Source organism: Enterobacter sp. 5-4, from assembly GCF_000612205.1.
Classification (GTDB): domain Bacteria; phylum Pseudomonadota; class Gammaproteobacteria; order Enterobacterales; family Enterobacteriaceae; genus Enterobacter; species Enterobacter roggenkampii.
The window spans coordinates 70464-96285 of the sequence record NZ_JFHW01000025.1 but is presented as its reverse complement, the minus strand read 5'-3'; the positions used below and the strand labels follow the sequence as shown (position 1 = coordinate 96285).

Annotated in this window: 21 protein-coding genes; 11 read left to right on the top strand and 10 right to left on the bottom strand. The window is 58.0% G+C overall.

Annotation, left to right across the window (positions count from 1 at the left end; all coding sequences use genetic code 11):
• Positions 1-227 precede the first annotated feature (227 nt).
• Genes AA74_RS0116390 through AA74_RS0116380 form a run of 3 tightly spaced genes read left to right on the top strand, consistent with a single transcriptional unit; the run spans position 228 to position 3137 of the window.
• On the top strand, positions 228-1772 hold the full coding sequence (locus AA74_RS0116390) for a peptide MFS transporter (RefSeq protein WP_008502133.1): 1545 nt from the start codon (positions 228-230) through the stop codon (positions 1770-1772).
• A 58-nt stretch (positions 1773-1830) separates the two neighbouring features.
• Positions 1831-2865 (top strand): oxidoreductase, encoded by a 1035-nt coding sequence (locus AA74_RS0116385; protein WP_025912815.1) that lies wholly within the window; start codon positions 1831-1833, stop codon positions 2863-2865.
• A 50-nt stretch (positions 2866-2915) separates the two neighbouring features.
• Positions 2916-3137 carry a zinc ribbon domain-containing protein gene (locus tag AA74_RS0116380; RefSeq protein ID WP_025912814.1) on the top strand — a complete coding sequence of 74 codons (222 nt, stop codon included), beginning with the start codon at positions 2916-2918 and terminating at the stop codon, positions 3135-3137.
• Here AA74_RS0116380 and AA74_RS0116375 read toward each other — a convergent pair.
• From AA74_RS0116375 to xseA, 3 genes are read right to left on the bottom strand one after another with little or no spacing between them, the layout of a single operon-like run.
• Positions 3134-3484 (bottom strand): protealysin inhibitor emfourin, encoded by a 351-nt coding sequence (locus AA74_RS0116375; RefSeq protein ID WP_025912813.1) that lies wholly within the window; start codon positions 3482-3484, stop codon positions 3134-3136. The two genes, AA74_RS0116380 and AA74_RS0116375, sit on opposite strands and share 4 nt — an antisense overlap.
• Positions 3485-4504, bottom strand: coding sequence for a M4 family metallopeptidase (locus AA74_RS0116370; protein ID WP_025912812.1), 1020 nt, complete (start codon positions 4502-4504; stop codon positions 3485-3487).
• Positions 4505-4562: 58 nt separating this feature from the next.
• On the bottom strand, positions 4563-5936 hold the full coding sequence (xseA, locus tag AA74_RS0116365) for an exodeoxyribonuclease VII large subunit (protein ID WP_025912811.1): 1374 nt from the start codon (positions 5934-5936) through the stop codon (positions 4563-4565).
• 158 nt (positions 5937-6094) lie between these two features.
• Here xseA and guaB point away from each other — a divergent pair, with 158 nt between their 5' ends.
• Positions 6095-7561 (top strand): IMP dehydrogenase, encoded by a 1467-nt coding sequence (guaB, locus tag AA74_RS0116360; protein ID WP_008502128.1) that lies wholly within the window; start codon positions 6095-6097, stop codon positions 7559-7561.
• Positions 7562-7628: 67 nt separating this feature from the next.
• A complete protein-coding gene (guaA, locus tag AA74_RS0116355; protein WP_025912810.1) occupies positions 7629-9206 on the top strand; it encodes a glutamine-hydrolyzing GMP synthase in 1578 nt (525 codons plus the stop codon).
• A 46-nt stretch (positions 9207-9252) separates the two neighbouring features.
• Here guaA and AA74_RS01000000122255 read toward each other — a convergent pair whose 3' ends face one another.
• The 7 genes from AA74_RS01000000122255 to AA74_RS0116315 all read right to left on the bottom strand — a co-directional run bounded on the left by AA74_RS01000000122255 (position 9253) and on the right by AA74_RS0116315 (position 17195).
• Positions 9253-10308 carry an ABC transporter ATP-binding protein gene (locus tag AA74_RS01000000122255; protein WP_025912809.1) on the bottom strand — a complete coding sequence of 352 codons (1056 nt, stop codon included), beginning with the start codon at positions 10306-10308 and terminating at the stop codon, positions 9253-9255.
• A gap of 1 nt (position 10309) precedes the next feature.
• Complete coding sequence (locus AA74_RS01000000122250; RefSeq protein ID WP_032667598.1) at positions 10310-11509, bottom strand: ADP-ribosylglycohydrolase family protein; 1200 nt, start codon at positions 11507-11509, stop codon at positions 10310-10312.
• Positions 11506-12918: an extracellular solute-binding protein gene (locus AA74_RS0116335; RefSeq protein ID WP_025912806.1), complete on the bottom strand. Its 1413-nt coding sequence runs from the start codon at positions 12916-12918 to the stop codon at positions 11506-11508. Before AA74_RS0116335 ends, AA74_RS01000000122250 begins: the two co-directional genes overlap by 4 nt.
• A 15-nt stretch (positions 12919-12933) precedes the next feature.
• Positions 12934-13833: a carbohydrate ABC transporter permease gene (locus tag AA74_RS0116330; RefSeq protein ID WP_021241831.1), complete on the bottom strand. Its 900-nt coding sequence runs from the start codon at positions 13831-13833 to the stop codon at positions 12934-12936.
• Positions 13833-14570 carry a sugar ABC transporter permease gene (locus tag AA74_RS0116325; RefSeq protein ID WP_231433847.1) on the bottom strand — a complete coding sequence of 246 codons (738 nt, stop codon included), beginning with the start codon at positions 14568-14570 and terminating at the stop codon, positions 13833-13835. Before AA74_RS0116325 ends, AA74_RS0116330 begins: the two co-directional genes overlap by 1 nt.
• Positions 14571-14895: 325 nt before the next feature.
• Entirely contained in the window at positions 14896-16134 is a 1239-nt protein-coding gene (locus AA74_RS0116320; protein WP_025912804.1) for a PfkB family carbohydrate kinase, read from the bottom strand.
• Between the two features lie 227 nt (positions 16135-16361).
• A complete protein-coding gene (locus tag AA74_RS0116315) occupies positions 16362-17195 on the bottom strand; it encodes a MurR/RpiR family transcriptional regulator (protein WP_021241828.1) in 834 nt (277 codons plus the stop codon).
• Between the two features lie 291 nt (positions 17196-17486).
• On the opposite strand from AA74_RS0116315, the gene AA74_RS0116310 reads away from it, so the two are divergent.
• The 6 genes from AA74_RS0116310 to AA74_RS0116285 all read left to right on the top strand — a co-directional run bounded on the left by AA74_RS0116310 (position 17487) and on the right by AA74_RS0116285 (position 25818).
• Positions 17487-18992, top strand: coding sequence for a CoA-acylating methylmalonate-semialdehyde dehydrogenase (locus tag AA74_RS0116310; RefSeq protein WP_025912803.1), 1506 nt, complete (start codon positions 17487-17489; stop codon positions 18990-18992).
• Positions 18993-19003: 11 nt separating this feature from the next.
• A complete protein-coding gene (gene iolD, locus AA74_RS0116305; RefSeq protein WP_025912802.1) occupies positions 19004-20929 on the top strand; it encodes a 3D-(3,5/4)-trihydroxycyclohexane-1,2-dione acylhydrolase (decyclizing) in 1926 nt (641 codons plus the stop codon).
• Between the two features lie 299 nt (positions 20930-21228).
• Positions 21229-22215: an inositol 2-dehydrogenase gene (iolG, locus tag AA74_RS0116300; RefSeq protein WP_025912801.1), complete on the top strand. Its 987-nt coding sequence runs from the start codon at positions 21229-21231 to the stop codon at positions 22213-22215.
• Between the two features lie 31 nt (positions 22216-22246).
• Positions 22247-23176 (top strand): sugar ABC transporter substrate-binding protein, encoded by a 930-nt coding sequence (locus tag AA74_RS0116295; protein WP_008502118.1) that lies wholly within the window; start codon positions 22247-22249, stop codon positions 23174-23176.
• 54 nt (positions 23177-23230) lie between these two features.
• Positions 23231-24778, top strand: a complete 1548-nt coding sequence (locus AA74_RS0116290) for a sugar ABC transporter ATP-binding protein (protein ID WP_025912800.1) — start codon at positions 23231-23233, stop codon at positions 24776-24778.
• An 11-nt stretch (positions 24779-24789) separates the two neighbouring features.
• The gene (locus tag AA74_RS0116285) at positions 24790-25818 is read left to right on the top strand and encodes an ABC transporter permease (protein ID WP_008502116.1); all 1029 of its coding nucleotides are present in this window, start codon (positions 24790-24792) and stop codon (positions 25816-25818) included.
• Positions 25819-25822 lie beyond the last annotated feature (4 nt).

Genomic DNA, 25822 nt, shown 5'->3' with positions numbered 1-25822 from the left:
GTGTGAAGTCAATCACTATTCACTTTTAACCAAGTTTAAATCTAAGAAAGTAGACAATCGTCGAATTTTCATCTTAAAGTCCAGGGTCCGGTACTAGACAAAACTAGCGCCTGGTTATCAAATGGTTAACCAACTTTTCGCCGCATGTAAAAAATCGGCCAGATACGTAACTGGCCGGCGTACATGCTGGTGTTTACAAGCACGACGACATACCTTTCGGGAGAATTATGCAATCCTCTGTTAATCAAAAAGAAAGCCGAACGTTCTTCGGCCATCCGTATCCGCTCGGTTCCCTGTTCTTCACCGAGATGTGGGAGCGTTTCTCGTTTTACGGCATTCGTCCGTTACTGATCCTGTTTATGGCCGCCACCGTCTATGACGGCGGGATGGGCCTGGCGCGTGAAAACGCCTCGGCGATTGTCGGTATCTTTGCCGGTACCATGTACCTGGCCGCGCTGCCGGGCGGCTGGCTGGCGGATAACTGGCTCGGCCAGCAGAGAGCCGTCTGGTACGGTTCGATCCTGATTGCGCTCGGTCACCTGTCGATTGCGCTCTCGGCCATCATGGGCAATAACCTGTTCTTTATCGGCCTGATGTTCATCGTGCTTGGCTCCGGGCTGTTTAAGACCTGTATCTCGGTAATGGTCGGTACCCTGTATAAAAAAGGCGACGCGCGCCGTGACGGCGGTTTCTCGCTGTTCTATATGGGCATCAACATGGGCTCGTTCATTGCCCCGCTGATTTCCGGCTGGCTGATCAAAACCCACGGCTGGCACTGGGGCTTTGGTATTGGCGGTATCGGGATGCTGGTGGCGCTGATTATCTTCCGCGTGTTTGCCGTTCCGGCAATGAAACGCTATGACGGCGAAGTCGGCCTCGACTCCACCTGGAACAGCCCGGTGGTGAAGCGTAACGGCGTGGGCGCCTGGCTGCTGGCGCTGGCGGCAGGCGTGGCAACGATCGTGACGCTGATTGCGCAGGGTGTGATTGTGATTAACCCGGTCGCGGTAGCCAGCGTGCTGGTCTACGTGATTGCGGCATCCGTTGCCCTCTACTTTATTTATCTGTTTGTTTTTGCAGGACTGAACCGTAAAGAGCGCGCCAGACTGCTGGTCTGCTTTATTCTGCTGATCTCCGCGGCGTTCTTCTGGTCCGCGTTCGAGCAGAAGCCAACCTCGTTCAACCTGTTTGCCAACGACTACACTAACCGCATGATCGGCGATTTCGAAATCCCGGCGGTGTGGTTCCAGTCAATCAACGCCCTGTTCATCATCCTGCTGGCACCGGTGTTCAGCTGGGCGTGGCCGAAGCTGGCGAGCATGAACATTCGTCCGAGCAGCATCACCAAGTTTGTTATCGGTATCCTGTGTGCCGCAGCGGGCTTTGGCCTGATGATGCTGGCGGCACAGAACGTGCTGAGCAGCGGTGGGGCGGGCGTATCGCCGTTCTGGCTGGTGGGCAGTATCCTGATGCTGACGCTCGGCGAGCTGTGTCTCAGCCCGATTGGCCTGGCGACCATGACGCTGCTGGCGCCGGAGAGAATGCGCGGCCAGATGATGGGGCTGTGGTTCTGTGCGAGCGCGCTGGGTAACCTGGCGGCGGGTCTGATTGGCGGCCACGTGAAGGCCGACCAGCTGGATATGCTGCCGGATCTCTTTGCGCGCTGCTCCGTCGCGCTGCTGATTTGTGCCGCGGTACTGATCGTCCTCATTGTTCCGGTACGTCGCATGCTGGAAAATGCGCAGACTAAACCGGCTGCTAACGCCTCATAAACCTCGGGCTTGCCGGGGCAGGCGTTATGCCCCGGCATCGATTCCCTGAGGTGAAACTATGCAGTTAGGATTTGTCGGTCTTGGTGCGGTCGTGGAAACCGCGTATCTGCCCGCCTTACGTCGCCTTTTTGGTCACACTGTTCATTGTTTTGGATTTGATGTTCTCCCCACCAGGCAGCCTGAAGGCGTCACGCGCTGCGCTTCGTTTACGGACCTTCTCGCCGTACCGCTTGATACTCTCTTTATTACCACCGCATCGCTGCACCACCTCGAGGTGCTGGAACAGGCCATAGCCTCGGCCGTTCCGCGGATTGTGATTGAAAAACCGATCGTCGCCACGCTTCCCCAAATCGAAAAGCTCAACGCGCTGCTGGCAAACCCCGACGCTGCTTCCCGCGTGCTGGCGCTCGATCACTGGATGGCGCGCATCGAAACGGTAAAGCGGTCACTGGTTGGCAGCGTCTCTGACATCGTCAAAATCGACGGCTTTTTGCAGGAGCCGAGCGGAGTTAACGCCGCAGGGGAACCCATCGCGCTTAACTTTGCTACCGGCGAGCCGGACGCGCGTACGCTTCGCCACCCGGACGGCGTAATCCTGGATATCGGTACGCACGTGCTGGCGATGCTGCGCGAAACGGTGCGTTATCTGGGCGGAAGTGATGAGATGACGTTGCAGGTGGTCACGGCTAAAGACCGCCTGGGCCGCGCTATCGCAAAAGGAGACCTGACCACGGCGGAGGGCGAGGCGCATCTTCAGGGCCGCATCAGCGGCGTGCCGGTGGATATCTGGCTTAACAAATACGCGGGACCCGCGGGCGGGCAAAAAGGATTACGGCTCTGGTTGCGCGACGGGCGCATCATTAGCCACGACCGGCGCGGCGCGGAGGATGTGCTTGAGCTGATTGAGGGTCAGAACATTCAGCGCTGGCATATTCCCGGGACACTCTACGAGCACTGTCTTGCCGGGCACATTCTGGGCACCAACAGTCTTTTTGAACGGGATCCGCACGAGGTGAGCCGCACGACGCGTCGCCGAATCGAGGAAGTTGAGCTGCTGCTGACCTTGCAGCAACAGCTACGTGGCCCGCACTGACCGCGACGTGGTAAAATTATTGCAGACCAGAATGCTTTTAAGGAGTCACCATGACGATTACCTGCCCGGATTGCCAGGCACCGCTTGAGCCCCAGAACGGGGTGGCGCATTGCGAGAGCTGTAATAAGGATATTGCGCTTGAAGCCCGCTGCCCGGAGTGCCATCAGCCACTCCAGGTCTTAAAAGCCTGCGGGGCGGTGGACTACTTCTGCCAGAACGGCCACGGCCTTATCTCCAAAAAACGCGTGGAGTTTGTTCGGGCCGAAGGTTAATCGCACACGCAGCCTTCGCCTTTCTGCCACAGCTCGACTAGCGACTCGGGAGCTTCCTGCTCCGGCACCAGCACGATGATATCGGCGTAGTGCGCCTGATTTTGCCCGGTCCAGATAATCTGGATGCGGAAATAGCGCTGGTCGCCGCTGCCGGGTGACGAGGCCTGCCCCGGCGGCTGACCGCGCGGAAAGGCCTGCTCCAGGATGCTGACCAGGCGCTGGCGCTGGGCCTCATTGAGCGAGGAGAGCGCGATGGTGCGCTGGCCGCTCAGCTTGGGAATATAAGCGACGCCGCCTTCCCGGGCCACCTCAACCACGGCGTCATCCGTCAGTTCCGGAACCTGCATTTACAACACTCCCACCTGTTCCCAGGCTTGTTTTATGGCCGCCCCAACGTCGCCGCCGGAGCGTTTCTCTCCGTGTGCTACCGTCAGTTTTGCGAAGGCCTCAAAATCCGCATCCTGCGCCAGATTGCGATCGCAAACCGTGTCGTACCAGGCATAACCCGCTTTTTCCCAGGCGTAACCGCCGATCGCCGTCGCGGCCAGATAAAATGCCCGGTTGGGGATGCCGGAGTTCAGGTGCACGCCGCCGTTATCCTCACGCGTTTTGATGAAATCCTTCATGTGTGCAGGCTGCGGGTCTTTGCCGAGCAGCGGATCGTTGTAGGCGGTGCCCGGTTCAGACATCGAGCGCAGCCCTTTGCCGTTGATGCCTTTTGCCAGCAGCCCTTCACCAATCAGCCAGTCTGCTTTATCGGCGGTTTGCTTCAGATGGTACTGCTTCACCAGCGAGCCAAACACGTCCGACAGCGACTCGTTCAGCGCGCCGGACTGCTCAAAGTAGATAAGCCCGGCTTCGGTCTCGGTCACGCCGTGGCTCAGCTCATGCGCCACGACGTCTATGGCGATGGTAAAGCGGTTAAATATTTCCCCGTCGCCGTCGCCAAATACCATCTGCTGACCGTTCCAGAAGGCGTTCTGATATTCCCGACCGTAGTGAACGGTGCCGGTTAAAATAAGCCCTTTGTTATCGAGCGAATCGCGCTGATATTCCTTCCAGAAGAAATCATGGGTAATACCCAAATACTCGTACGCTTCGTCTACCGCCACATCGCCGTTCGACGGCTGACCTTCATAACGCACCTGCGTACCCGGCAGCTCCTGGGTCTGCTTCGCGTCGTAGATATCACGCTCCAGCTGTCCGGCTTTATTCACGTGCGGCGCGGCGGGTTTGCCCGGCATATGGGCCATCAGCGTCTGGACGTGGGTTAAGGTCTGGCGGGCACAGCGCTGCTGCGGTTCGGAACCGCTTTCGATAATACGACGAAGAATATACGGGGGAATAACGCTATGAAGATGGGGCATGCTGCTCTCCTTATTAAAAAAGGGAATAGCAGCAGTATAGTAAGTAACCGGCGAAGAATTATCCGGTTTTACGCTGACGCGTCTTTTTCACCGGTTTAATTGATTTCACTTCGCTTTCTACCCAGCCGTCTGACAGACGCGTCGTCAGCACGTCGCCGGTATTCACCTGTTTGGTTTGCTTCAGCACCTTGCCGTCCGTTGCCGTCGTCACGCTATAGCCGCGCGCCAGCGTGGAGAGAGGGCTGACCGCTTCAAGGTGGGTCACCGCATTGCCAAAGCGTTCGCGGGTGGCGCTCAGTCGCGCGCGGAGAGTTTCCGCCAGACGGTACTCAAGCTGCTGAATCCGCGTTTGCGCACGATAAATTTTCGGCTGCGGGTTCTGCTGGTTCAGACGCTGCGTCACGCGCTGCTGGCGCGACACCGCGCGCTTGATCTGGGTGTCCATCGCCACGTTCATGCGCTGGCGCAGGCGCTCCAGTACGGTCTGCTGACGCGCCAGGCGCAGCTGCGGGTGCTGCTGCTGTAGACGGTGATGAAGCTGGGTAAAGCGCCGGGTCCGGTTGGCGAGGTAGTAGTCCATCGCCATCTCCAGACGCTGCTGGCCGCTCTGGATCTGACGCAGCAGCTCCAGCTGGTTGCGGCTGACCACTTCCGCCGCCGCGGACGGCGTCGGCGCGCGGAGATCCGCGACAAAATCGGCGATCGTCACGTCCGTTTCGTGGCCGACGGCGCTCACCACGGGGATAAGGCTGGCAAAGATTGCCCGCGCCACGCGCTCGTCGTTAAAGCTCCACAAGTCTTCCAGCGAGCCGCCGCCGCGTCCGACGATTAAGACGTCGCACTCCTGACGCGCGTTCGCCAACTCAATGGCGCGCACAATTTGGCCCGGCGCATCGTCACCCTGCACGGCGGTCGGGTAGATGATGACGGGCAGGGAAGGGTCGCGACGCTTCAGGACGTGCAAAATATCGTGCAGTGCCGCACCGGTTTTCGAGGTGATGACCCCCACGCAGTGGGCAGGGGAGGGCAGCGGCTTTTTGAACTGCTGGTCGAAAAGTCCCTCTTCCGAGAGCTTAGTCTTTAACTGTTCATACTTCTGCTGCAGCAGACCTTCGCCCGCAGGCTGCATGCTCTCGACGATAATCTGATAATCACCGCGCGGCTCATAGAGGGTGATATTGGCGCGCACCAGAACCTGCTGGCCGTGCTGTGGACGGAACGTCACGCGGCGGTTGCTGTTGCGGAACATCGCGCAGCGCACCTGGGCGGTGTCGTCTTTTAAGGTAAAATACCAGTGTCCGGAGGAGGGCTGCGTGAAGTTAGATATCTCACCGCTGATCCAGACCTGCCCCATTTCCTGCTCAAGCAGCAAACGCACCGTCTGATTAAGGCGGCTGACGGTATAAATTGAGGGGGATTGAGAGGATAACATGTGAGCGGGATCAAATTCTAAATCAGCAAGTTATTCAGTCGATAGTAACCTGCTGAGAGGCAATCGCAAGCTTTTTTATAAAAAAGTGTAGATGCAATCGGTTACGCTCTGTATAATGCCACGGCAATATTTAACCACCCAGGTCAGAGATATTGCCCATGCTACGTATCGCTAAAGAAGCACTGACGTTTGACGACGTCCTCCTCGTTCCCGCTCATTCCACCGTTCTGCCGAATACTGCCGATCTCAGCACGCAGTTGACGAAAACCATTCGCCTGAACATTCCTATGCTCTCTGCGGCAATGGACACCGTGACTGAAGCGCGCCTGGCAATTGCCCTGGCACAGGAAGGTGGCATTGGCTTTATTCACAAAAACATGTCTATCGAACGTCAGGCGGAAGAAGTTCGCCGCGTGAAGAAACATGAATCCGGCATCGTGTCCGATCCACAGACCGTTCTGCCAACCACCACCCTGCACGAAGTGAAAGCCCTGACCGAGCGTAACGGCTTCGCCGGTTACCCGGTGGTGACCGAAGAGAACGAACTGGTGGGCATCATCACCGGTCGTGACGTGCGTTTCGTGACTGACCTGAACCAGCCTGTCAGCGTGTACATGACGCCAAAAGAGCGTCTGGTTACCGTTCGCGAAGGTGAAACCCGCGACGTGGTGCTGGCAAAAATGCACGAAAAACGCGTTGAAAAAGCGCTGGTTGTTGACAGCAACTTCCACCTGCGCGGCATGATCACCGTTAAAGATTTCCAGAAAGCAGAACGTAAGCCTAACGCCTGTAAAGACGAGCATGGCCGTCTGCGCGTTGGCGCTGCGGTTGGCGCAGGTGCCGGTAACGAAGAGCGCGTTGACGCGCTGGTTGCCGCGGGCGTTGACGTCCTGCTGATTGACTCCTCTCACGGCCACTCTGAAGGCGTTCTGCAGCGTATCCGTGATACCCGTGCCAAATACCCTGACCTGCAGATCATCGGCGGTAACGTAGCCACTGGCGCAGGCGCTCGCGCGCTGGCTGACGCTGGCTGCAGCGCGGTGAAAGTGGGTATCGGCCCTGGCTCTATCTGTACCACGCGCATCGTGACCGGCGTGGGCGTTCCGCAGATCACCGCGGTGTCTGACGCGGTTGAAGCGCTGGAAGGCACCGGTATTCCGGTTATTGCTGACGGCGGTATCCGCTTCTCTGGCGACATCGCGAAAGCGATCGCTGCGGGCGCAGCGGCGGTGATGGTAGGCTCCATGCTGGCCGGTACCGAAGAATCCCCGGGTGAAATCGAACTCTACCAGGGCCGTTCTTACAAATCTTACCGCGGTATGGGCTCACTGGGCGCGATGTCCAAAGGTTCCTCTGACCGTTACTTCCAGACCGATAACGCCGCTGACAAACTGGTGCCGGAAGGTATCGAAGGTCGCGTTGCCTATAAAGGCCGTCTGAAAGAGATCATCCACCAGCAGATGGGCGGCCTGCGCTCCTGTATGGGTCTGACCGGCTGTGGTACCATTGACCTGCTGCGTACTAAAGCGGAATTCGTACGCATCAGCGGTGCGGGTATCCAGGAGAGCCACGTTCACGACGTGACGATCACCAAAGAGTCCCCGAACTACCGTCTGGGCTCCTGATTAATTTCCGCGCCCGGCTTCTGCCGGGCGCTCTGTTTTTGTTTCACTTGCCTCGGAATTAGCGTCAATGACGGAAAACATTCATAAACATCGCATTCTCATCCTGGACTTTGGTTCTCAGTACACTCAGCTGGTGGCGCGTCGCGTGCGTGAACTGGGCGTTTACTGTGAACTGTGGGCGTGGGATGTCACGGAAGCACAGATTCGCGAATTCAATCCAAGCGGCATCATCCTGTCCGGCGGCCCGGAAAGCACCACCGAAGAAAACAGCCCGCGCGCGCCGCAGTACGTATTCGAAGCTGGCGTGCCGGTATTCGGGGTTTGCTACGGTATGCAGACCATGGCAATGCAGCTGGGCGGCCACGTAGAAGGCTCCAGCGAGCGCGAGTTCGGCTATGCGCAGGTTGAAGTGGTTAACGACAGCGCGCTGGTGCGCGGTATCGAAGACTCCCTGACCGCAGACGGCAAACCGCTGCTGGACGTGTGGATGAGCCACGGCGACAAAGTCACCGCTATCCCGTCTGACTTCGTGACCGTTGCCAGCACCGAGAGCTGCCCGTTTGCCATCATGGCGAACGAAGAAAAACGTTTCTACGGCGTGCAGTTCCACCCGGAAGTGACCCATACCCGTCAGGGTATGCGCATGCTGGAGCGCTTCGTGCGTGACATCTGCCAGTGTGAAGCCCTGTGGACCCCGGCAAAAATCATCGACGACGCCGTTGAGCGTATCCGCCAGCAGGTTGGCGATGACAAAGTGATCCTCGGCCTCTCCGGCGGCGTGGACTCCTCCGTCACCGCGATGCTGCTGCACCGTGCCATCGGCAAAAACCTGACCTGCGTCTTCGTGGACAACGGTCTGCTGCGTCTGAACGAAGCGAAGCAGGTCATGGACATGTTCGGCGACCACTTCGGTCTGAACATCGTTCACGTGGAAGGCGAGCAGCGCTTCCTGGACGCGCTGAAAGGCGAGAACGATCCGGAAGCGAAACGTAAGATCATCGGCCGCGTGTTCGTTGAAGTGTTCGACGAAGAAGCGCTGAAGCTGGACGACGTGAAGTGGCTGGCGCAGGGTACCATCTACCCTGACGTGATCGAGTCTGCGGCCTCCGCAACCGGTAAAGCACACGTCATCAAATCTCACCACAACGTGGGCGGCCTGCCGAAAGAGATGAAGATGGGCCTGGTTGAACCGCTGCGCGAGCTGTTCAAAGACGAAGTGCGTAAGATCGGTCTGGAACTGGGTCTGCCGTACGACATGCTCTACCGTCACCCGTTCCCGGGCCCGGGTCTGGGCGTGCGCGTGCTGGGTGAAGTGAAGAAAGAGTACTGCGACCTGCTGCGTCGTGCGGACGCGATCTTCATCGAAGAGCTGCACAAAGCTGACCTGTACAACAAGGTAAGCCAGGCGTTCACCGTGTTCCTGCCGGTTCGCTCCGTTGGCGTGATGGGCGATGGCCGTAAGTACGACTGGGTTGTTTCCCTGCGTGCGGTAGAAACCATCGACTTTATGACCGCGCACTGGGCGCACCTGCCGTATGACTTCCTGGGACGTGTGTCTAACCGCATCATCAACGAAGTGAACGGTATTTCCCGCGTGGTGTATGACATCAGCGGTAAGCCACCGGCTACGATTGAGTGGGAATAATCCCCCTGCATTAAAAAAAGCCCGCATGATGCGGGCTTTTTGTCATTTACGTACGCAACCTGCGCCCACTTTTCTCCTCAAACAGGAAGACCCTGGAGAGCTCGGCTTCCAGCAATACCGCATCGCCAGGGCTGACATCCAGTTTTTCATGCGACACGACAATCATCTCCTGGTCGCCCACGCGAACCAGAATCTCCTGCCCTTCGCCGGTCATCTCGACCAGTACAATTTCTGCTGCTATCCCGGTATTGCTGATTCGAAGGTGATGTGGACGAATAGCGCAGACGATCTTCATCCCGTCAATATAGGACTTGAGCGGGCAGGGGAAGCGGTAGCCGTTCGCCAGCACCACGCTACCGGCCTGGATTACGCCTTTTAGGGTGTTGATCTCCGGGGTGCCAATAAATCCTGCGACAAAGAGGTTGTCCGGATTATGATAAAGCTCTTCCGGTGTCCCGACCTGTTCAATATTGCCTGCATTCAGCACCACGATGCGATCCGCCATGGTCATTGCTTCGGTTTGATCGTGGGTGACATAGATTGTCGTGCGCCCGATTCGCTGGTGGAGCTTGCGAATTTCGCCGCGCATTTTATGGCGCAGCTTAGCGTCCAGGTTGGACAGCGGTTCATCGAACAAAAAGGCTTTCGGATCGCGGACAATGGCCCGGCCCATTGCGACGCGCTGGCGCTGACCCCCGGAAAGCTCACGCGGCACCCGGTCAAGGAGATGTGTCAGCCCGAGAATTTCAGCCGCTTCTTCAACCCGCGCCATGCGCTCTGCTTTGGGCACGTTGGCGAGTTTTAAGGCAAAGCTCATGTTGTCCCGCACTTTCATGTGCGGGTAGAGCGCGTAGCTCTGGAATACCATCGCAATATCGCGTTTTTTTGCGGGCAGGGTGGTCACCACTTCGCCCTGCATGAGCAGCTCGCCAGAGGTGATATCCTCAAGTCCGGCTATCATCCGCAAAAGCGTGGATTTACCGCACCCGGAAGGGCCGACCAGCACAATAAATTCACCTTCATGAATATTCAACGAGATGTCTTTGATGATGCTGACGTTGCCGTAGGATTTACCCAGGTGGTTCAATACGATTTGGCTCATGTTACTCTCCTCGACCGGCGCGATGCTCCGGTTGCAAAAACGGGGTGACGTGCTGGCGGTATTCCTCTGCGGCACAGAGATCCTGCTGAATAATGCGCTGCGCTGTTTCAGTAAAGCGTCGCGCGGCGTCGCGAAGATCGAGGCGGTTGGCGTGTTCAATCCCGGCAAGCACGTCCGGCTCGATAATGGTGTTACCGTGGAGGGCACCGAGAATGGCTCCGCTCATGACCCCGATAGAATCTGTGTCGCGCCCCGAGTTGATGGAATCTTCTACCGCGCCACGGAAGTCACCTTCCCGAAGCAGGCAGAACGCCAGCGCCATGGGGAGTTCTTCGATCGACATCAGACGTGAAGGCTGGTACGCCATGGTTGGCACCCCGGCTTTTTCCGGTCCGTGCATCAGGTCATCACCCATTGGAGACCAGGGCAGAAGCGCCTCGTGGAGCGCATCGACAACCTGCAGGTAATCCCAGGGTTGCCCGCGGTAGCAGCAGGCGACATCCAGCGTGGCGTTGATAGCCTTACGCGTGCCGTCTTTTGCCAGCTGCAGGGCAATATCAATGATGGCATCCAGGGTGATCCCCGGGATGAACGCCGCCGAGACGCAGGCGGCGAACACGCCGGCTGCTTCCAGCCCATAGCTCTGCTGGTGCCCCAGCGTAAAGTTGATAGCCTCCTGATAGGCGGCGGTGGGGTTACAGGCGTTAATTACGCCGATGGGCGCGGCGTACATGGCGGCACCGCAGTTGACCATATTACCAACCCCGCCCTGACGAGGATCGCAGGCCGCAAGTTGCAGACGATGAAATATCCATTTTTCTGGGTAAAACAGGCGCTCAATGACCAGCGCTTCTCTGTCCAGCTCCGGCACCCAGCGGGGTTCCCAGGCGATTTTCCGGACAAACGGTCCCGCCATGTCCCAGGCATCAATATGGCGGCCCAGCTCGTCGTACACTTCCATCAGACACAGCGTCATTAACGTGTCATCGGTAATGATCCCATTACCGCGAATGCGGTTATTGCGACGTGAGGACGGCTCGTCCATCCGGTGCCAGCGCTGGTTGATGGAGGTGACTTTGCCATATTTTTCCTGAATCTGACGGGCGGACAGTTTCTCGACCGGGCCACCCAGCGCATCACCAAATGCAACGCCGTAGAGCATGCCAAGAACCCGGGAGCTGAAAGATAAGTTATCTGTCATTTTAATTTTTCCTGTGCGTATTGAGTCATGGCGTTACCCCCGGCAGATTTCCAGGCATTGACGTATTGATCCCACATATCGAACGAGGCCTTGCCTGAGACAAATTTGTAGGCCCATTCGTTATAAATGCTGCTGGTGGAATCGAGCGCGGCCGCAAAGGTTGACGGGAAAATAAACGCGTTGTCTGCCGCAAAATAGCGTTGTGAATTGTCGATGTAGCGCAGCATGGCGGGCGAGCGCCACTCCACAGGCGGTTTCCAGTTTGCGGCATAGATAAATCGCGGATACCAGGCATTAATCTTTGGCGTGACGGTAACCGCATCGCCTTTACGAACGTAGTGAGTGCCTTCAAACCCCATCTGCTCCATCATTTGCCCTTCCGGACTTGCCAGGAAATCAAGCAAAATCATGACCTCTTTCTTATGCTTCGACAGCGTCGACATTGCGAAACCGCGGGTCTCCATCGACACATCCACCGCCGCCAGACCTTGCCCTCCCGGACCTTTGGGGGGATCGAGCAGCATCAGCGTGGCATCCGGGTGGACCTGGCGCATTTTCTCCTGATAGACCCCCACGTTCCCCGGTGATGAGACGGAAACGACGCCCACTTTACCGGTGTAAAACTGATCTTCTTTCAGCTCCCAGTTGGTGGTGATGTACTGCGAAGAGAGCAGTCCTTTCTCATACAGTGAGTGGTAATACTGCAGCTTGTCGCGCTCCTGCGGACTAATCTGCGCGTGTGTCCACTGACCCTGCGCGTCCTTAAGCCACGTAGCGCGGAGCCCAAACGCCGGATTTAAAAAACCATCCAGATCGCGGAGATCTTTTTCAGAGGTGATCCCGGCCGTATCCGCTTTGCCATCGCCATTGAAATCACCGCTGTGAATGGCGCTTAACAGCGTCACGTACTCCTCCAGCGTTTTGGGGGACGCACCGAAGCCACTTTTTTGCAGCCAGTCTTCGCGGATCACCGGTTGGCGCGCCCGCAGCGGATAGACATAAAGCAGCGTCGGATGGTTTTGCAGCCGCAGTTTGTTGTGCGGCCACAGCGCCTCTTTCAGATAATGGGTCTTTGCGATCCACGGACGCCAGTCCTCAAGAATGCCTTGCTCAACCATTTTCTGATCGCTGCCGTTGAAGTAGATCAGATCCGGGATAGTGCCGGAAAGCAGCATCACGTTCAGCACGTCGGAATAGCCGGAGGAGGAGAGATTCACGATCTCAATTTTGATATCGTGACCCTGCCGCGCCAGCGCCTGTTCTATGCGGTGGATATGCTCCACGTCTTCCCGGTTGGTGGTGAGCAGGTCTTTCTCCACCACCCTGATCGTCACCGGCTCTGCCTGCGCAACCTGACACAGTAGCAGACTGCCCAGCAGGACGCGGGTAAGGGTATTGAATACGTTCATCGTCATCGCTCCTTGTTAACCCTTCACCGCACCGGACATGGTGCCTTTGGTGAAGAAGCGCAAAATAATGGGGTAGATGGCGATAAGAGGGGCTATCGTCAGCGTGATCATGCCGGCTTTGAGCGCCTTGATACTGATCTGGCTGGCATCAGTGTAGTTAGACATACTTTCCACACCGACCATGGATAACTTATCTCCCTCAACGACAAACTGACGCAGCACAACCTGCAGCGGCCACTTGTCCGGATCGTTGAGATACACCATGGCGCGGAAAAATTCGTTCCAGTGCAGCACCATATAAAACAGCGTGATCATGGCAATAGAGGATTTGGCAACCGGCAGAATGACGTGCCATAGCGTCTGGAAAGGATTCGCGCCATCCAGCTCGGCGGCTTCCAGCAGCTCTTCCGGGATCTCTTCGAACAGACGCACCAGAATGATCAGGTACCATGCGAAAACAGCGCGATAGAGAATGACCGACCAATAGCTGTTCAGCAGGCCCAGTTTCTTCATCACCAAAAAATCGGGAATGATGCCCGGCTCAAAAACAATCGTGAAGAGCACGAACATAAACAGCAGGCGGCGCCCCGGCAGGCGTTTTTGCGCCAGCGCCCAGGCCAGCAGCACGGTGAAAATCACGTTGACGATCGTGCCCACCACGGTGATGAGCATCGCGTTTCCAAACCCGCGAAGAACGGCCTTATTGCTCAGCAGCAGCTTCCAGACATCGAGCGAGAAACCCTCCGGGATAATGGCAAGGCCACTCATGCCTGCGACCTTCGCCGGGCTTGAGAAGGAGACGGCTACCAGATTCAGAATAGGCTGAAGCGTAACGATGACCAGCAACAGCAGAACGGAGAGAATAAGAACATATTCAATGCGTTCAAATGGGGTGCTTCGAGATGACCAGCGCATTACCAGACTCCTTTACCCGTCAGGCGTTTAGAGACGTTGTGAGCCAGCACGATAAGGACCATGCCAATCACGCCTTTGAATAACCCTGCCGCCGTTGCTAGTGAGAATTCGCCGGTGCGCAGGCCCATGCGGTATACATAGGTGTCGATGATATCTATCTGCCCGTTCACCACGTCGTTGCTCATGTTGAACACCTGATCAAAGCCCTGGCTCAGGAACAGCCCGACGTTGAGGATGAACAGCGTTGCGATAGTGGGCGTAATGGCTGGCAGAGTGATATGCCAGATTTTTCGCCAGCGGCCTGCGCCGTCCATCTCCGCCGCTTCGTACAGCTGCGGGTCAATGGCCAGAATTGCCGCGATATAGAGCAGAGAATCCCATCCGGCGCTGCGCCACATTTCAGTGAAAACCAGCACCCAGCGAATCGTGCCAGTATCCGTCATAAACGGAATCGGGTCGTATCCCATAGATTTAATGACGTCGTTAATCGCGCCATCGACGGGCGACAGCGTGGCGATAGCAATACTGGCAATAACAACCCATGATAAATAGTGCGGTAAATAAATGACCGACTGGACGAATTTACGATAACCGGATGAACGCACCTCATTGAGCAGCAGGGCGAGAATAATGGGTACCGGGAAAATAAAGACCAGTTTCATCGCGCCAATGATGACCGTATTCTGTATCACCTGCCAGAAAACGGGAGAAGACATCAGCGTGGTGAAATATTGCATGCCTACCCAAATATTGGGAGGAATGATCCGGTATTGCTCAAAAGCGATTTTCGTTTCCCAGATGGGTAAATAGTGCCAGATAAAAAAGTAAATCACTCCCGGCAGCGCCATCACATAAAATGGCCACCACCTGCGCATCTTTTGACGAAAGCGTGCGGCGCGAGTAACGGTTCGTTGCTGTGATATGTGGCTTGCAAGGGATATCCGCTCGCTGGGTTTTGTTTCAGTTAAAGCCTTCATCGAACTTACTCCCATTACTTTAATGGTTGCAGCGAATGCAATGTATAACCTGCATCGGACGTAAAAAAGCGAAAAAAACGTGGTGTTAATTTTTCTCAATGTGGATGGCGATGTTTTCATATTGCGTCAGACGAGTGAGCACATCTTTGTACTCTGGCATATTTGACGCTCCTTCTTTTTCGACGGCCAGGGAGGCAAAGGCGCAGGCAAATTTTGCGGCCTGAACGAGAGACTCTCCTTTGGCCATACTGGCCGTAAATGCACCGTTAAAGGCATCTCCCGCCCCTGTTGTATCCACGCATAACGCTTTTAGCGCAGGAATATGAATAAACTGCTCGCCGTCATAAATAAGCGCGCCTTTGGCTCCCATCGTGATAATGACGCAGCCCACGCCTTTGGCTTTTATCGCTTTTGCTGCCGCTTTCGCGCTGGCCATATCAGTAACGGCAATACCCGATAGCAAAGATGCTTCTGTTTCATTAGGCGTAAGAAAATCAACGTTTTTCAGACAGCTTGCCACCTCAGAAGAGAAGGGGGCCGGGTTTAAAACCACCTTAATATCGCAGAAACGAGCAAGTTCAATGGCCCGGAACGTGGCGGGTAAATTATTTTCCAGCTGGGTTAAAAAGATATCCGAGTTTTTTAACTCCGGAATAATGGCTTCAACCTCATCTGCGGTAATCGATTGATTAGCTCCCGGGCTAATGGCAATCATATTTTCACCGTCGCCCTGACAAACATAAATAAGCGCCGTACCGGTTTTCTTGTCTTTGTCCTGATAAAGCATAAAGCTGTTAATTGCCGACGAGGTAAGATGCTCATAGGCCATCTGGCTAAACTGGTCGTTTCCTACTTTCCCGACAAAGTGCGTTTTCACATTACATTTACTCACAGCCAGCGCCTGGTTCGCACCTTTTCCCCCCGGCCCGATAATGGTATTTTCTGAAAATATCGATTCACCGCTTTGTGGAAAACGATCCACATTCGCAATAATATCGACGTTGAACGACCCTAAAATACAGACTTTGCCTTTCATCTTTCGCCCTTTATGTCGAGATTTGGCTGTTTTTTTTGACTGAGCAGATTCAAAAAAATGAATGATATTGCTATCAAGGTTATTGACGGACTGGGTGTGAAAAATACGGCGCTTAATAAGGGCGCCACCATGGCAACGCTCAACGCTCCCTTCTTTCGATAATATATTCAGGTCACTGCGAATAGTTTCGCGGGTGACGCCAAAAATTTTAGCGAGATGGCTTACCGTCGCGCGCTCATATCGGTTGAGGTAGGTCAGTATTGCGTAATGACGTTCTTTATTGAGCATGATGTCACCTCTGAAAGTTATATTATTGTTTCAGTGGTGTTAATTCCTTGAGGGTATTCACAGATTGATTGGCAAAGCAAAAGGAATCGGAAATGAAATGGCAATTAGATTATGAAAATCAATTGATTAAATGTTGTTACGGAGGGGAATTATTTTATTGTTTTTCGTGATGGAGGAGAGCATTCACTGATTAAATCCGCGGCCCGGGGGACCGGACCGGAAGTGAGCTATTTTTCGCTGTTATCCCGGCGATACGCCAGCGCCACCACCAGCGATTGCACCAGGCACAGCGTCGCCGACTGAGACCGAAACGCATCCACCTGCGCCTCTTTCACCACAAAGCAGAGATCGCTGAACGTCGCCAGCGGGCTGATCTGGCTGTCCGTAATCACAATCTGCCGCGCGCCGACGCTGGCGGCGGTTTCGCTGACCATCACCGTCTCTTCCGCGTACGGCGAGAAGCTTATCGACACCACGATGTCGCGCGCCTTAATGCGGCTGATTTGCTCGCGCAGCATCCCGCCCATGCCGTCGAGCAGGATAGGGCGGCACTCCAGATGGCTCAGAGCATAGGTGAGGTACGCGGCGACGCTAAAGGATCGACGCAGTCCGGCGATGTAGATGGTGTCGGCGTCGGCCAGCAGCTGTACCGCGCGCTCCAGCATCTCCGGCTCGGCGCGGGCGGCCAGCTGCTGCAGCGCCTGCGCGTTCGAGCGGGCAAACTCCTGCAGGATATCGAGCGGCGTTTCCGGCACGGCCTCGCTCTCCATCTCGCGGAACAGCCGGGCGCGGTCGCTGTAGCTGGCGGTCTCCTCCACCAGGTTCATGCGAAACAGCTGTTTCATTTCGTTGAAGCCGGTGAAGTCAAAGGCGTTGGCAAAGCGGATCAGCGTCGAGGGCGGCACGTCGGCGCGCTCGGCAATAACGGCAACCGTATCAAACGCCACGCTGTTGGTGTTGTCCAGCACGTAGCGGGAGACCTGCTGCAGCCTCTTGCTCAGGCTATCGTAGCGATCGCGGATTTGCTGCTGCAGTTCGTTCAGGCTGGTTGCTGTCGTCATGTTATCCCCCAAATACAGTCATATGATTCTAAACGCAAAACCGCGTCTTTTAAATGTCGGCCATCCATCTGGCAGCAAAAATGAAACAGAAGATTCAGTCATTTCCTCGCCCGAGAACCCTTAATAGCGCACGCGGCGTCAGTGGTGCTGGCTGTTAACATAAAAATCCATCCTTGATCACAATAATCATCATTTATTTTATTTCAACTTAAAATGGAATATTTGTTTCATATATAGTGTTCAGTACACAGTGTTCAGGTCAAGTCACGTATCAACAGCGAGAGGTTAAGGATGGAGACGGTAGCGAATTTTATTCACGGCGAATGTGTCACCGGTTCAGGCCAGCGCGTTCAGGCGATCTTCAACCCGGCCACCGGCGAGCAGATCCGCCAGGTGGTGATGAGTACGGCACAGGAAACGGAGCAGGCGATCGCCGCCGCGCAGCAGGCGTTTCCGGCGTGGGCGCGTCATGCTCCGCTTAAGCGCGCGCGCGTGATGTTCCGCTTCAAGGCGCTGCTGGAAGAGAATATGGAACGTCTGGCCCGTCTCATTAGCGAAGAGCACGGCAAGGTCTTCTCCGATGCGGTGGGCGAACTGACCCGCGGCCTGGAAGTGGTCGAATTTGCCTGCGGCATTCCGCATCTGCAAAAGGGTGAACACTCGGCGAACGTCGGGACCGGCGTTGACAGCCACTCGCTGATGCAGCCGCTCGGGGTCTGCGCCGGGATCACGCCGTTTAACTTCCCGGCGATGGTGCCGATGTGGATGTTCCCGATTGCGCTGGCGACCGGGAATACCTTCGTGCTGAAACCGTCGGAAAAAGACCCTTCGCTGGCGCTCGCGCTGGCGCAGCTGCTGAAAGAGGCCGGCCTGCCGGACGGCGTCTTCAACGTGGTGCAGGGCGATAAAGAGTCCGTTGACGTGCTCCTGACCGACCCGCGCGTGCAGGCGGTGAGCTTTGTCGGCTCCACGCCGATTGCCGAATACATTTACCAGACCGCGTCCGCCCACGGTAAGCGCTGCCAGGCGCTGGGCGGTGCGAAAAACCACTGCATTTTAATGCCGGATGCCGACATGGAGATGGCGACCAACGCCATCATGGGCGCGGCCTACGGCGCGGCGGGGGAACGCTGCATGGCGCTCTCGGTGGTACTGGCGGTGGGCGATAACACCGCCGATGACCTCTGCGCCCGGCTGGAAAAACAGATTGCCGCGCTGCGCGTCGGGCCGGGGCTGGACCAGACGCCGGAAAACGAAATGGGGCCGCTCATCTCCTCCGCGCACCGCAGCAAGGTGCTGGGCTACATCGACAGCGGAGAAGCGCAGGGGGCGACGCTTCGCGTGGACGGTCGCGGCTTCAGCGTGAAGGGCCACGAGCAGGGCTATTTCGTCGGGCCGACGCTGTTCGATAACGTCACCCCGGAGATGACCATCTATAAAGAAGAGATTTTTGGTCCGGTGCTTTCTGTGGTGCGCGTAGCAGATTACGCCAGCGCGGTGGACCTGATTAACCGCCATGAATATGGTAATGGCTCGGCAATCTTCACCCGCGACGGCGGCTGCGCGCGCCGCTTCTGCGAAGAGGTGCAGGCGGGCATGGTGGGGGTCAACGTGCCGATCCCGGTGCCGATGGCATTCCACAGCTTCGGCGGCTGGAAGCGTTCCATCTTCGGCGCGCTCAACGTCCACGGCAACGACGGCGTGCGCTTCTACACCCGAATGAAAACCATCACCGCGCGCTGGCCGGAAATGCAGCAGGAGACAGGCGCTGCGTTCTCCATGCCGACGCTGGGCTGACAGGAGATTTTATGCAAACCGAACGTATGACCATGGCCCAGGCGCTGGTCCGGTTCCTGAATCAACAGTACGTCAGCGTGGATGGCCACGAAACGCCCTTCGTGGAGGGCGTCGCCACCATCTTTGGACACGGCAACGTGCTGGGTATCGGCCAGGCGCTGGAGCAGGATCCGGGCCATCTGCAGGTGATGCAGGGCTGCAACGAGCAGGGCATTGCCCATATGGCGACGGGATTTGCCAAACAGCACCGCCGTCAGCGCATCTTTGCCGTCACCTCCTCCGTCGGGCCGGGCGCCGCCAATATGGTCACGGCGGCGGCAACCGCCACGGCGAACCGCATCCCGCTGCTGCTGCTTCCGGGCGATATCTACGCCAGCCGCCAGCCGGACCCGGTGCTGCAGCAGATCGAGCAGTATCACGACCTCAGCATCAGCACCAACGACTGCTTCCGTCCGGTCTCCCGCTACTGGGACCGCATTAACCGCCCGGAGCAACTCATGAGCGCGATGCTCAGCGCGATGCGAACGCTTACTGACCCGGCAGATACCGGTGCGGTGACGATTTGCCTGCCGCAGGACGTGCAGGGGGAAGCGTGGGATTATCCGCTGAGCTTCTTCGCGCGTCGCGTGCACCACATCGAGCGTCGTCCGCCCGATCCGCAGCGTCTGGCGCAGGCGCGGGCGCTGATCGCCCGCAAGCGTCGCCCGCTGGTGGTGTGCGGCGGCGGCGTGCGCTATTCCGGCGCGCATGAGGCGTTTCGCGACTTTGTCGAGACGCTGCAGCTGCCGTTTGCCGAAACCCAGGCCGGAAAGGGGGCGCTGGTAAGTGACCACCCACTTAACCTCGGTGGCGTAGGGGTGACGGGCGGGATGGCGGCCAACCAGCTCGCCCCGCAGGCCGACCTGGTGATCGGCATCGGCACGCGCCTGACCGACTTTACCACCGGCTCCAAGGCGCTCTTTTCCCATCCGGACGTGGAATTCCTGCTGCTGAACGTGGCCGAGTTTGACGCCCTGAAGCTGGACGCCACGGCGCTGATTGCCGACGCTCAAACCGGGCTCGAGGCATTGACCCACGCGCTTGGTGATTACCGCAGCGGCTGGGGAGAGGCGATCGCTGAGGCGAAATCCGCCTGGCGCGACGAGTGCCGTCGCCTGTGGGATCGCCAGTGGCGTCCGGGCGACGCGCCCGAAGTGGCGGGGCACCTGGACGCGCAGCTGGCGGAATACGGCGAGGCGCTCAATACCCGCCTGACCCAGACGCGGGTGCTGGGGCTGATCAATCAGCATGTGGAAGATAACGCCATCGTGGTGGGCGCGGCCGGTTCGCTGCCGGGCGATTTACAGCGCCTCTGGCAGGTCAAAACGCCGGACAGCTATCACCTGGAGTACGGCTATTCCTGCATGGGTTACGAGATTGCGGCAGCCATCGGCGCGAAGCTTGCCCGGCCCCAGCAGCCGGTATACGCCATGGTGGGGGATGGCTCCTACATGATGCTGCACTCCGAGCTGCAAACCGCCGTTCAGGAGGGCATTAAGGTCACCGTTCTGCTGTTTGATAACGCCAGCTTCGGCTGCATTAACAACCTGCAGATGGGGCACGGCATGGGCAGCTTTGGCACGGAAAACCGCCATCGCAATCCGGAAACCGGACGGCTTGACGGGCCGCTGGTGAAGGTCGATTTTGCGCAAAATGCGGAAAGCTACGGCTGCCGCGCGTGGCGGGTGAACGATGAGCAAAGCCTGCTGGCGGCGCTGGAGGCGGCCCGCGCCCATCCTGGCCCGACGCTGCTGGACATCAAGGTGCTGCCGAAGACCATGACCCACGACTACGCCTCCTGGTGGCGAACCGGCGATGCGCATGTGGCGAAGTCGTCTGCCGTGCGTGAGGCCGCGGAGCAAACGCAGTCGCAGGTGAAAAAAGCCCGTCAGTATTGAGTTTTCCCGAAGTAACGAAATTTTCATTTCATTTTCCCCTCACCCTAACCCTCTCCCCAATGGGGAGAGGGTTAGGGTCGGTGCGCTCTTTTCCCCTCGCCCCTTTGTGGAGACTGCCGGGGTGAGGGGCTAGCAGCACCTTCTTCCATGTTGTGAGATTGATAACAAAATTTATCTCATTCATCTCAAAAGTGTTAACCCGCACTCAAAAACATAATTTTCACTATTTATAAAAATGAAATAAATGTTTTATTTATAGGGTCGTTAGTTCACAGCATTCACCAACACCGGGAGCCGTTATGTTTAACATTGCTTTACTGGGCGCTGGCCGAATTGGCCAGGTACATGCAGCTAACATCGCCAGCCACGGCGCGACCACGCTCTGGTCCGTGGTTGACCCGAATCAGGAATTTGCCACCCGCCTCGCCACGCAGTATCAGGCCCGCCAGCAGAGCCTGGATGAAGCGATGACCGACCCTAACGTTCACGCCGTGCTGATCGCCTCCGCCACCGATACCCACGCGGACCTGATTGAAATGGCCGCCCGCCACGGCAAGGCCATCTTCTGTGAAAAGCCGGTACACCTCGACCTCGCCCGCGTGCGCGACTGCCTGAAGGTGGTCAAAGAGTACGACGTGCCGCTGTTCATCGGCTTTAACCGCCGCTTTGACCCGCAGTTCCGCCGCGTGAAAACCGACGCGCAGGCCGGGCGCATCGGCAAGCCGGAATCGCTGCTCATCATCTCCCGCGATCCGTCTCCGCCGCCCGCGGAGTACGTGCGCGTCTCCGGCGGCATGTTCCGCGATATGACCATTCATGACTTTGACATGGCGCGCTTCATCATGGGCGAAGAGCCGGTGTCGGTGTATGCCCAGGGCAGCAACCTGGTCGAGCCGGCGATTGGCGAGGCGGGGGACATCGATACCGCGTTTATCGTTCTGAAATATGCCTCCGGCGCGATGGCGACCATCGTTAACAGCCGCCGTTCATCTTACGGCTACGACCAGCGCCTGGAACTGCACGGCTCCGAAGGGCTGCTGTGCGCGGGCAACATTCTGGAAAACCAGGTGCAGCACTACGGCAAACAGGGCTGCACCAGCGCGCTGCCGGAACACTTCTTCCTGCAGCGCTACAAATTCGCTTACGCCGCGGAATGGGAACACTTTGTTGCGGTCCTGCGCGGCGAAGCGGTGCCTGACTGCAGCGGCGATGATGGTGAACGTGCGCTGTACCTCGCGGATAAAGCGCTGGAGTCACTGCGCAGCCAGCGCGAGATCGTCCTCTAAACACAACCACCCTACACAGAGAGACATAATAATGAAAAAACTGATCGTAGCCGCCCTCATCGCCATGACGTCCGGGGCCGCCCTCGCCGAAAACGAGCAAATTGTGTTCAGTACGCCAAACCTGGCCATGCCGTTTGAAGTTCACATGCAGCGCACGGCGGTAAAAGCCGCAAAAGAGATGGGCGTGAAGCTTCAGGTACTGGACGGGCAGGGCAGTTCACCGAAGCAGGTGGCTGACCTGGAAAACGCCATCACCCGCGGGGCGCAGGGCTTTATCGTCTCCCCGAACGACGTGAACGCGGTCTCCAGCGCGGTGGATGAAATTCAGGATGCGAAGCTGCCGGTGGTCACCCTTGACCGCTCCGTCGACAGCCAGAAGAAGGTGCCGCACTTTGGCGCCAACAACTACAAGGGCGGTCAGGCGATTGGCGATTTTGTGAAAACCAAATTTCCCGACGGGGCGGAAATCATTCTGCTGACCGGCCAGCCGGGCTCCTCCTCCAACATCGAACGCACCAAAGGGATCCGCGACAGCCTGAAGGCGGGTGGCGATAAGTACAAGATCGTCGCCGATCAGACCGGCAACTGGATGCGTTCTGAAGGGATGCGCATCGTGGAAAGCGTGCTGCCCTCGCTGCCGAAACGCCCGCAGGTGATCCTCTCCGCCAACGACGACATGGCGCTGGGGGCGATCGAAGCCCTGCAGAGCCAGGGCGTGAAGCCGGGCGAAATTCTGGTCACCGGCTTTGACGCGGTACCGGAAGCGCTGGCCCGCGTGCGCGACGGCTGGCTGGCGGTGACGGCGGACCAGCGTCCGGGCTTTGCGGTGCAGACGGCGATGAGCCAGCTGGTGGCCAACGTGCGCGAGAAGAAGGCCATCACCGGGGCCGACTACCCGCCGACGCTGATCACCAAAGAGAACCTGCAGCAGGCTGAGCGTATCGGTGAGGCCGGTAACTGATTTATCCGCAGCCGTCGCTGGCGCGGCGGCTCACTCTAAAGGAGGAGCAGACCGATGTCGCAACCCTTACTGAAAGTGACCGACCTGGCAAAAAGTTTTTCCGGCGTCTGGGCGTTAAGCAGCGCCCAGCTGACCGTCGGCGCGGGCGAGATCCACGCTCTGCTGGGGGAAAACGGGGCGGGTAAATCCACGCTGCTGAAGGCGCTCGCGGGGGCGCAGCCGCAAACCCGCGGGGATATCTGGTTCAACGGCGAAACGCTGCCGGTGGACGACTCCCCGGTGGAGCGCCAGAACAAGGGCATTATTACCATCTATCAGGAATTCAACCTGCTGCCCAACATGACCGTCGCGGAAAACATGTTTCTCGGGCGCGAGCCGCGTAAACGTAACCTGATCGTCGACGAAAAGGCGGTCAATCAGGAGGCGCAGGTCATTCTCGACTATCTGCAGCTGAACGTTGCGCCGACCACGCCGGTCGCCCGTCTGAGCGTGGCCCAGCAGCAGATGGTGGAGATCGCCCGGGCGCTGACCCTCAACGCCAGGCTAATCATTATGGACGAACCGTCCGCCGCGCTGAGCGACAGCGAGGTGGAAAGCCTGCACCGCGTGGTGCGCGAGCTTAAAAACCGCGGCGTGAGCATTATCTATGTCACCCACCGCCTGCACGAGGTTTTCCAGCTCTGCGACCGCTTCACCGTTTTCCAGGACGGCCGTTTCACCGGCACCGGCGCGGTGGCGGAGACCAACGTCGAACAGCTGATCCGCCTGATGGTCGGGCGCGACGTGGCCTTTAATCGCCGTCCCGCCAGCGAAACGCATCATGAGGACAAACCCGTCCGCCTGGCGGTGAAGGGGCTGAGCCGCGAAAAGCCACCGCTGGATCCGCACGGCATCGCCCTGCACGACATCAGCTTCCACGTCCACGCCGGGGAGGTCTTAGGCATTGCCGGACTGGTGGGCGCCGGGCGCACCGAGGTGGCCCGCTGCCTCTTTGGCGCAGACGCGTTTACCTCGGGCAGCTTTGAGCTGGACGGCGTGCCCTACCAGCCGCGCGACCCGCTGTATGCCCTTGACCAGGGCGTGGCGCTGGTGCCGGAAGATCGTAAAAAAGAGGGGGCAGTGCTGGGGTTGTCGATTCGCGACAACCTGTCGCTCTCCTGCCTCTCCTCGCTGCTGCAGTGGCGCTGGTTCGTGAATACCCGCAAAGAGGACGATCTGATCGAGTCCTACCGCAAGGCGCTGCAGATCAAGATGGTCAACAGCGCGCAGGAGGTGCGCAAGCTCTCCGGCGGTAACCAGCAAAAAGTGATCCTCGCGCGCTGCATGGCGCTCAACCCGCGGGTGCTGATCGTCGACGAGCCGACGCGCGGCATCGACGTGGGGACCAAATCAGAAGTGCACCAGGTGCTGTTTGACATGGCGAAAAAGGGCGTGGCGGTGATCGTGATCTCCTCCGATCTGCCTGAAGTGATGGCGGTGTCAGATCGGATCATCACCCTGAGCGAAGGGCGAGTGACCGGCGAGATCCACGGTGACGACGCTAACGAAGAACGGCTGATGACGATGATGGCCATCAACCACAACGCCCTGAACGCGGCATAACGGAGTTTCTCATGACGCAGATGATTTCTAAAACGCAGGCCCCGGTCAAACGCGCCGGACGCATCGATCCCATCGCCTTCTTCGAGCGCTTCGGGGTGCTGATTTTCATGATCCTGCTGCTGATCTTCTTCCAGTCGCAGAACAGCAACTTTTTCTCTGAACGCAATATTTTCAACATCCTGACCGAAGTCTCCATCTACGGGATCATGGCCGTGGGGATGACCTTTGTCATCCTGACCGCCGGGATTGACCTCTCCGTGGGCTCCATTCTGGCGGTGTGCGCCATGACCGCGGCGTACGTGATTAAGGGCGACAACTTCACCACCGTCGACCCGAACGCCTGGGGCGGCATGAGCTGGCTGATTGGGCTGGGGATTTGTCTGGCGATGGGGACGGCGATTGGCTTCCTGCACGGTCTGGGCGTGACCCGCCTGCGCCTGCCGCCGTTCATCGTGACCCTCGGCGGGATGACCATCTGGCGCGGCCTGACGCTGGTGATCAACGACGGCGCGCCGATCGCTGGGTTCGATCAGGGCTACCGCTGGTGGGGGCGCGGGGAGCTGCTCGGCATCTCCATTCCGATCTGGATCTTCGCCATCGTCGCCCTCGGCGGCTATCTGGCGCTGCACAAAACCCGCTGGGGCCGCTTCGTTTACGCCATCGGCGGCAACCCGGAGGCAGCGCGCCTGGCGGGGGTGAACGTCAAGCGCGTGCTGGTCAGCGTCTACGTGCTGATTGGCTGCCTGGCGGGGCTGGCGGGCTTCATTCTGAGCGCGCGTCTGGGGAGCGCCGAGGCGGTGGCCGGGATCTCCTTTGAGCTGCGCGTCATCGCCTCGGTGGTGATTGGCGGCACCTCGCTGATGGGCGGCTACGGGCGCATCGGCGGCACCATTATCGGTTCCATCATCATGGGGATTCTGATTAACGGCCTGGTGCTGATGAACGTCTCGGCCTACTACCAGCAAATTATCACCGGGTTAATTATCGTTCTGGCGGTGGCGTTTGATACCTACGCCAAGAGCCGTCGCGGCGCACTGTGAGGAT

Bases quoted from the DNA above. Each gene is read 5' to 3' on its own strand.
- AA74_RS0116390 (WP_008502133.1), top strand. From the start codon at position 228: ATGCAATCCTCTGTTAATCAAAAAGAAAGCCGAACGTTCTTCGGCCAT.
- AA74_RS0116385 (WP_025912815.1), top strand. From the start codon at position 1,831: ATGCAGTTAGGATTTGTCGGTCTTGGTGCGGTCGTGGAAACCGCGTAT.
- AA74_RS0116380 (WP_025912814.1), top strand. From the start codon at position 2,916: ATGACGATTACCTGCCCGGATTGCCAGGCACCGCTTGAGCCCCAGAAC.
- AA74_RS0116375 (WP_025912813.1), bottom strand. From the start codon at position 3,484: ATGCAGGTTCCGGAACTGACGGATGACGCCGTGGTTGAGGTGGCCCGG.
- AA74_RS0116370 (WP_025912812.1), bottom strand. From the start codon at position 4,504: ATGCCCCATCTTCATAGCGTTATTCCCCCGTATATTCTTCGTCGTATT.
- xseA (WP_025912811.1), bottom strand. From the start codon at position 5,936: ATGTTATCCTCTCAATCCCCCTCAATTTATACCGTCAGCCGCCTTAAT.
- guaB (WP_008502128.1), top strand. From the start codon at position 6,095: ATGCTACGTATCGCTAAAGAAGCACTGACGTTTGACGACGTCCTCCTC.
- guaA (WP_025912810.1), top strand. From the start codon at position 7,629: ATGACGGAAAACATTCATAAACATCGCATTCTCATCCTGGACTTTGGT.
- AA74_RS01000000122255 (WP_025912809.1), bottom strand. From the start codon at position 10,308: ATGAGCCAAATCGTATTGAACCACCTGGGTAAATCCTACGGCAACGTC.
- AA74_RS01000000122250 (WP_032667598.1), bottom strand. From the start codon at position 11,509: ATGACAGATAACTTATCTTTCAGCTCCCGGGTTCTTGGCATGCTCTAC.
- AA74_RS0116335 (WP_025912806.1), bottom strand. From the start codon at position 12,918: ATGAACGTATTCAATACCCTTACCCGCGTCCTGCTGGGCAGTCTGCTA.
- AA74_RS0116330 (WP_021241831.1), bottom strand. From the start codon at position 13,833: ATGCGCTGGTCATCTCGAAGCACCCCATTTGAACGCATTGAATATGTT.
- AA74_RS0116325 (WP_231433847.1), bottom strand. From the start codon at position 14,570: ATGCAATATTTCACCACGCTGATGTCTTCTCCCGTTTTCTGGCAGGTG.
- AA74_RS0116320 (WP_025912804.1), bottom strand. From the start codon at position 16,134: ATGCTCAATAAAGAACGTCATTACGCAATACTGACCTACCTCAACCGA.
- AA74_RS0116315 (WP_021241828.1), bottom strand. From the start codon at position 17,195: ATGACGACAGCAACCAGCCTGAACGAACTGCAGCAGCAAATCCGCGAT.
- AA74_RS0116310 (WP_025912803.1), top strand. From the start codon at position 17,487: ATGGAGACGGTAGCGAATTTTATTCACGGCGAATGTGTCACCGGTTCA.
- iolD (WP_025912802.1), top strand. From the start codon at position 19,004: ATGCAAACCGAACGTATGACCATGGCCCAGGCGCTGGTCCGGTTCCTG.
- iolG (WP_025912801.1), top strand. From the start codon at position 21,229: ATGTTTAACATTGCTTTACTGGGCGCTGGCCGAATTGGCCAGGTACAT.
- AA74_RS0116295 (WP_008502118.1), top strand. From the start codon at position 22,247: ATGAAAAAACTGATCGTAGCCGCCCTCATCGCCATGACGTCCGGGGCC.
- AA74_RS0116290 (WP_025912800.1), top strand. From the start codon at position 23,231: ATGTCGCAACCCTTACTGAAAGTGACCGACCTGGCAAAAAGTTTTTCC.
- AA74_RS0116285 (WP_008502116.1), top strand. From the start codon at position 24,790: ATGACGCAGATGATTTCTAAAACGCAGGCCCCGGTCAAACGCGCCGGA.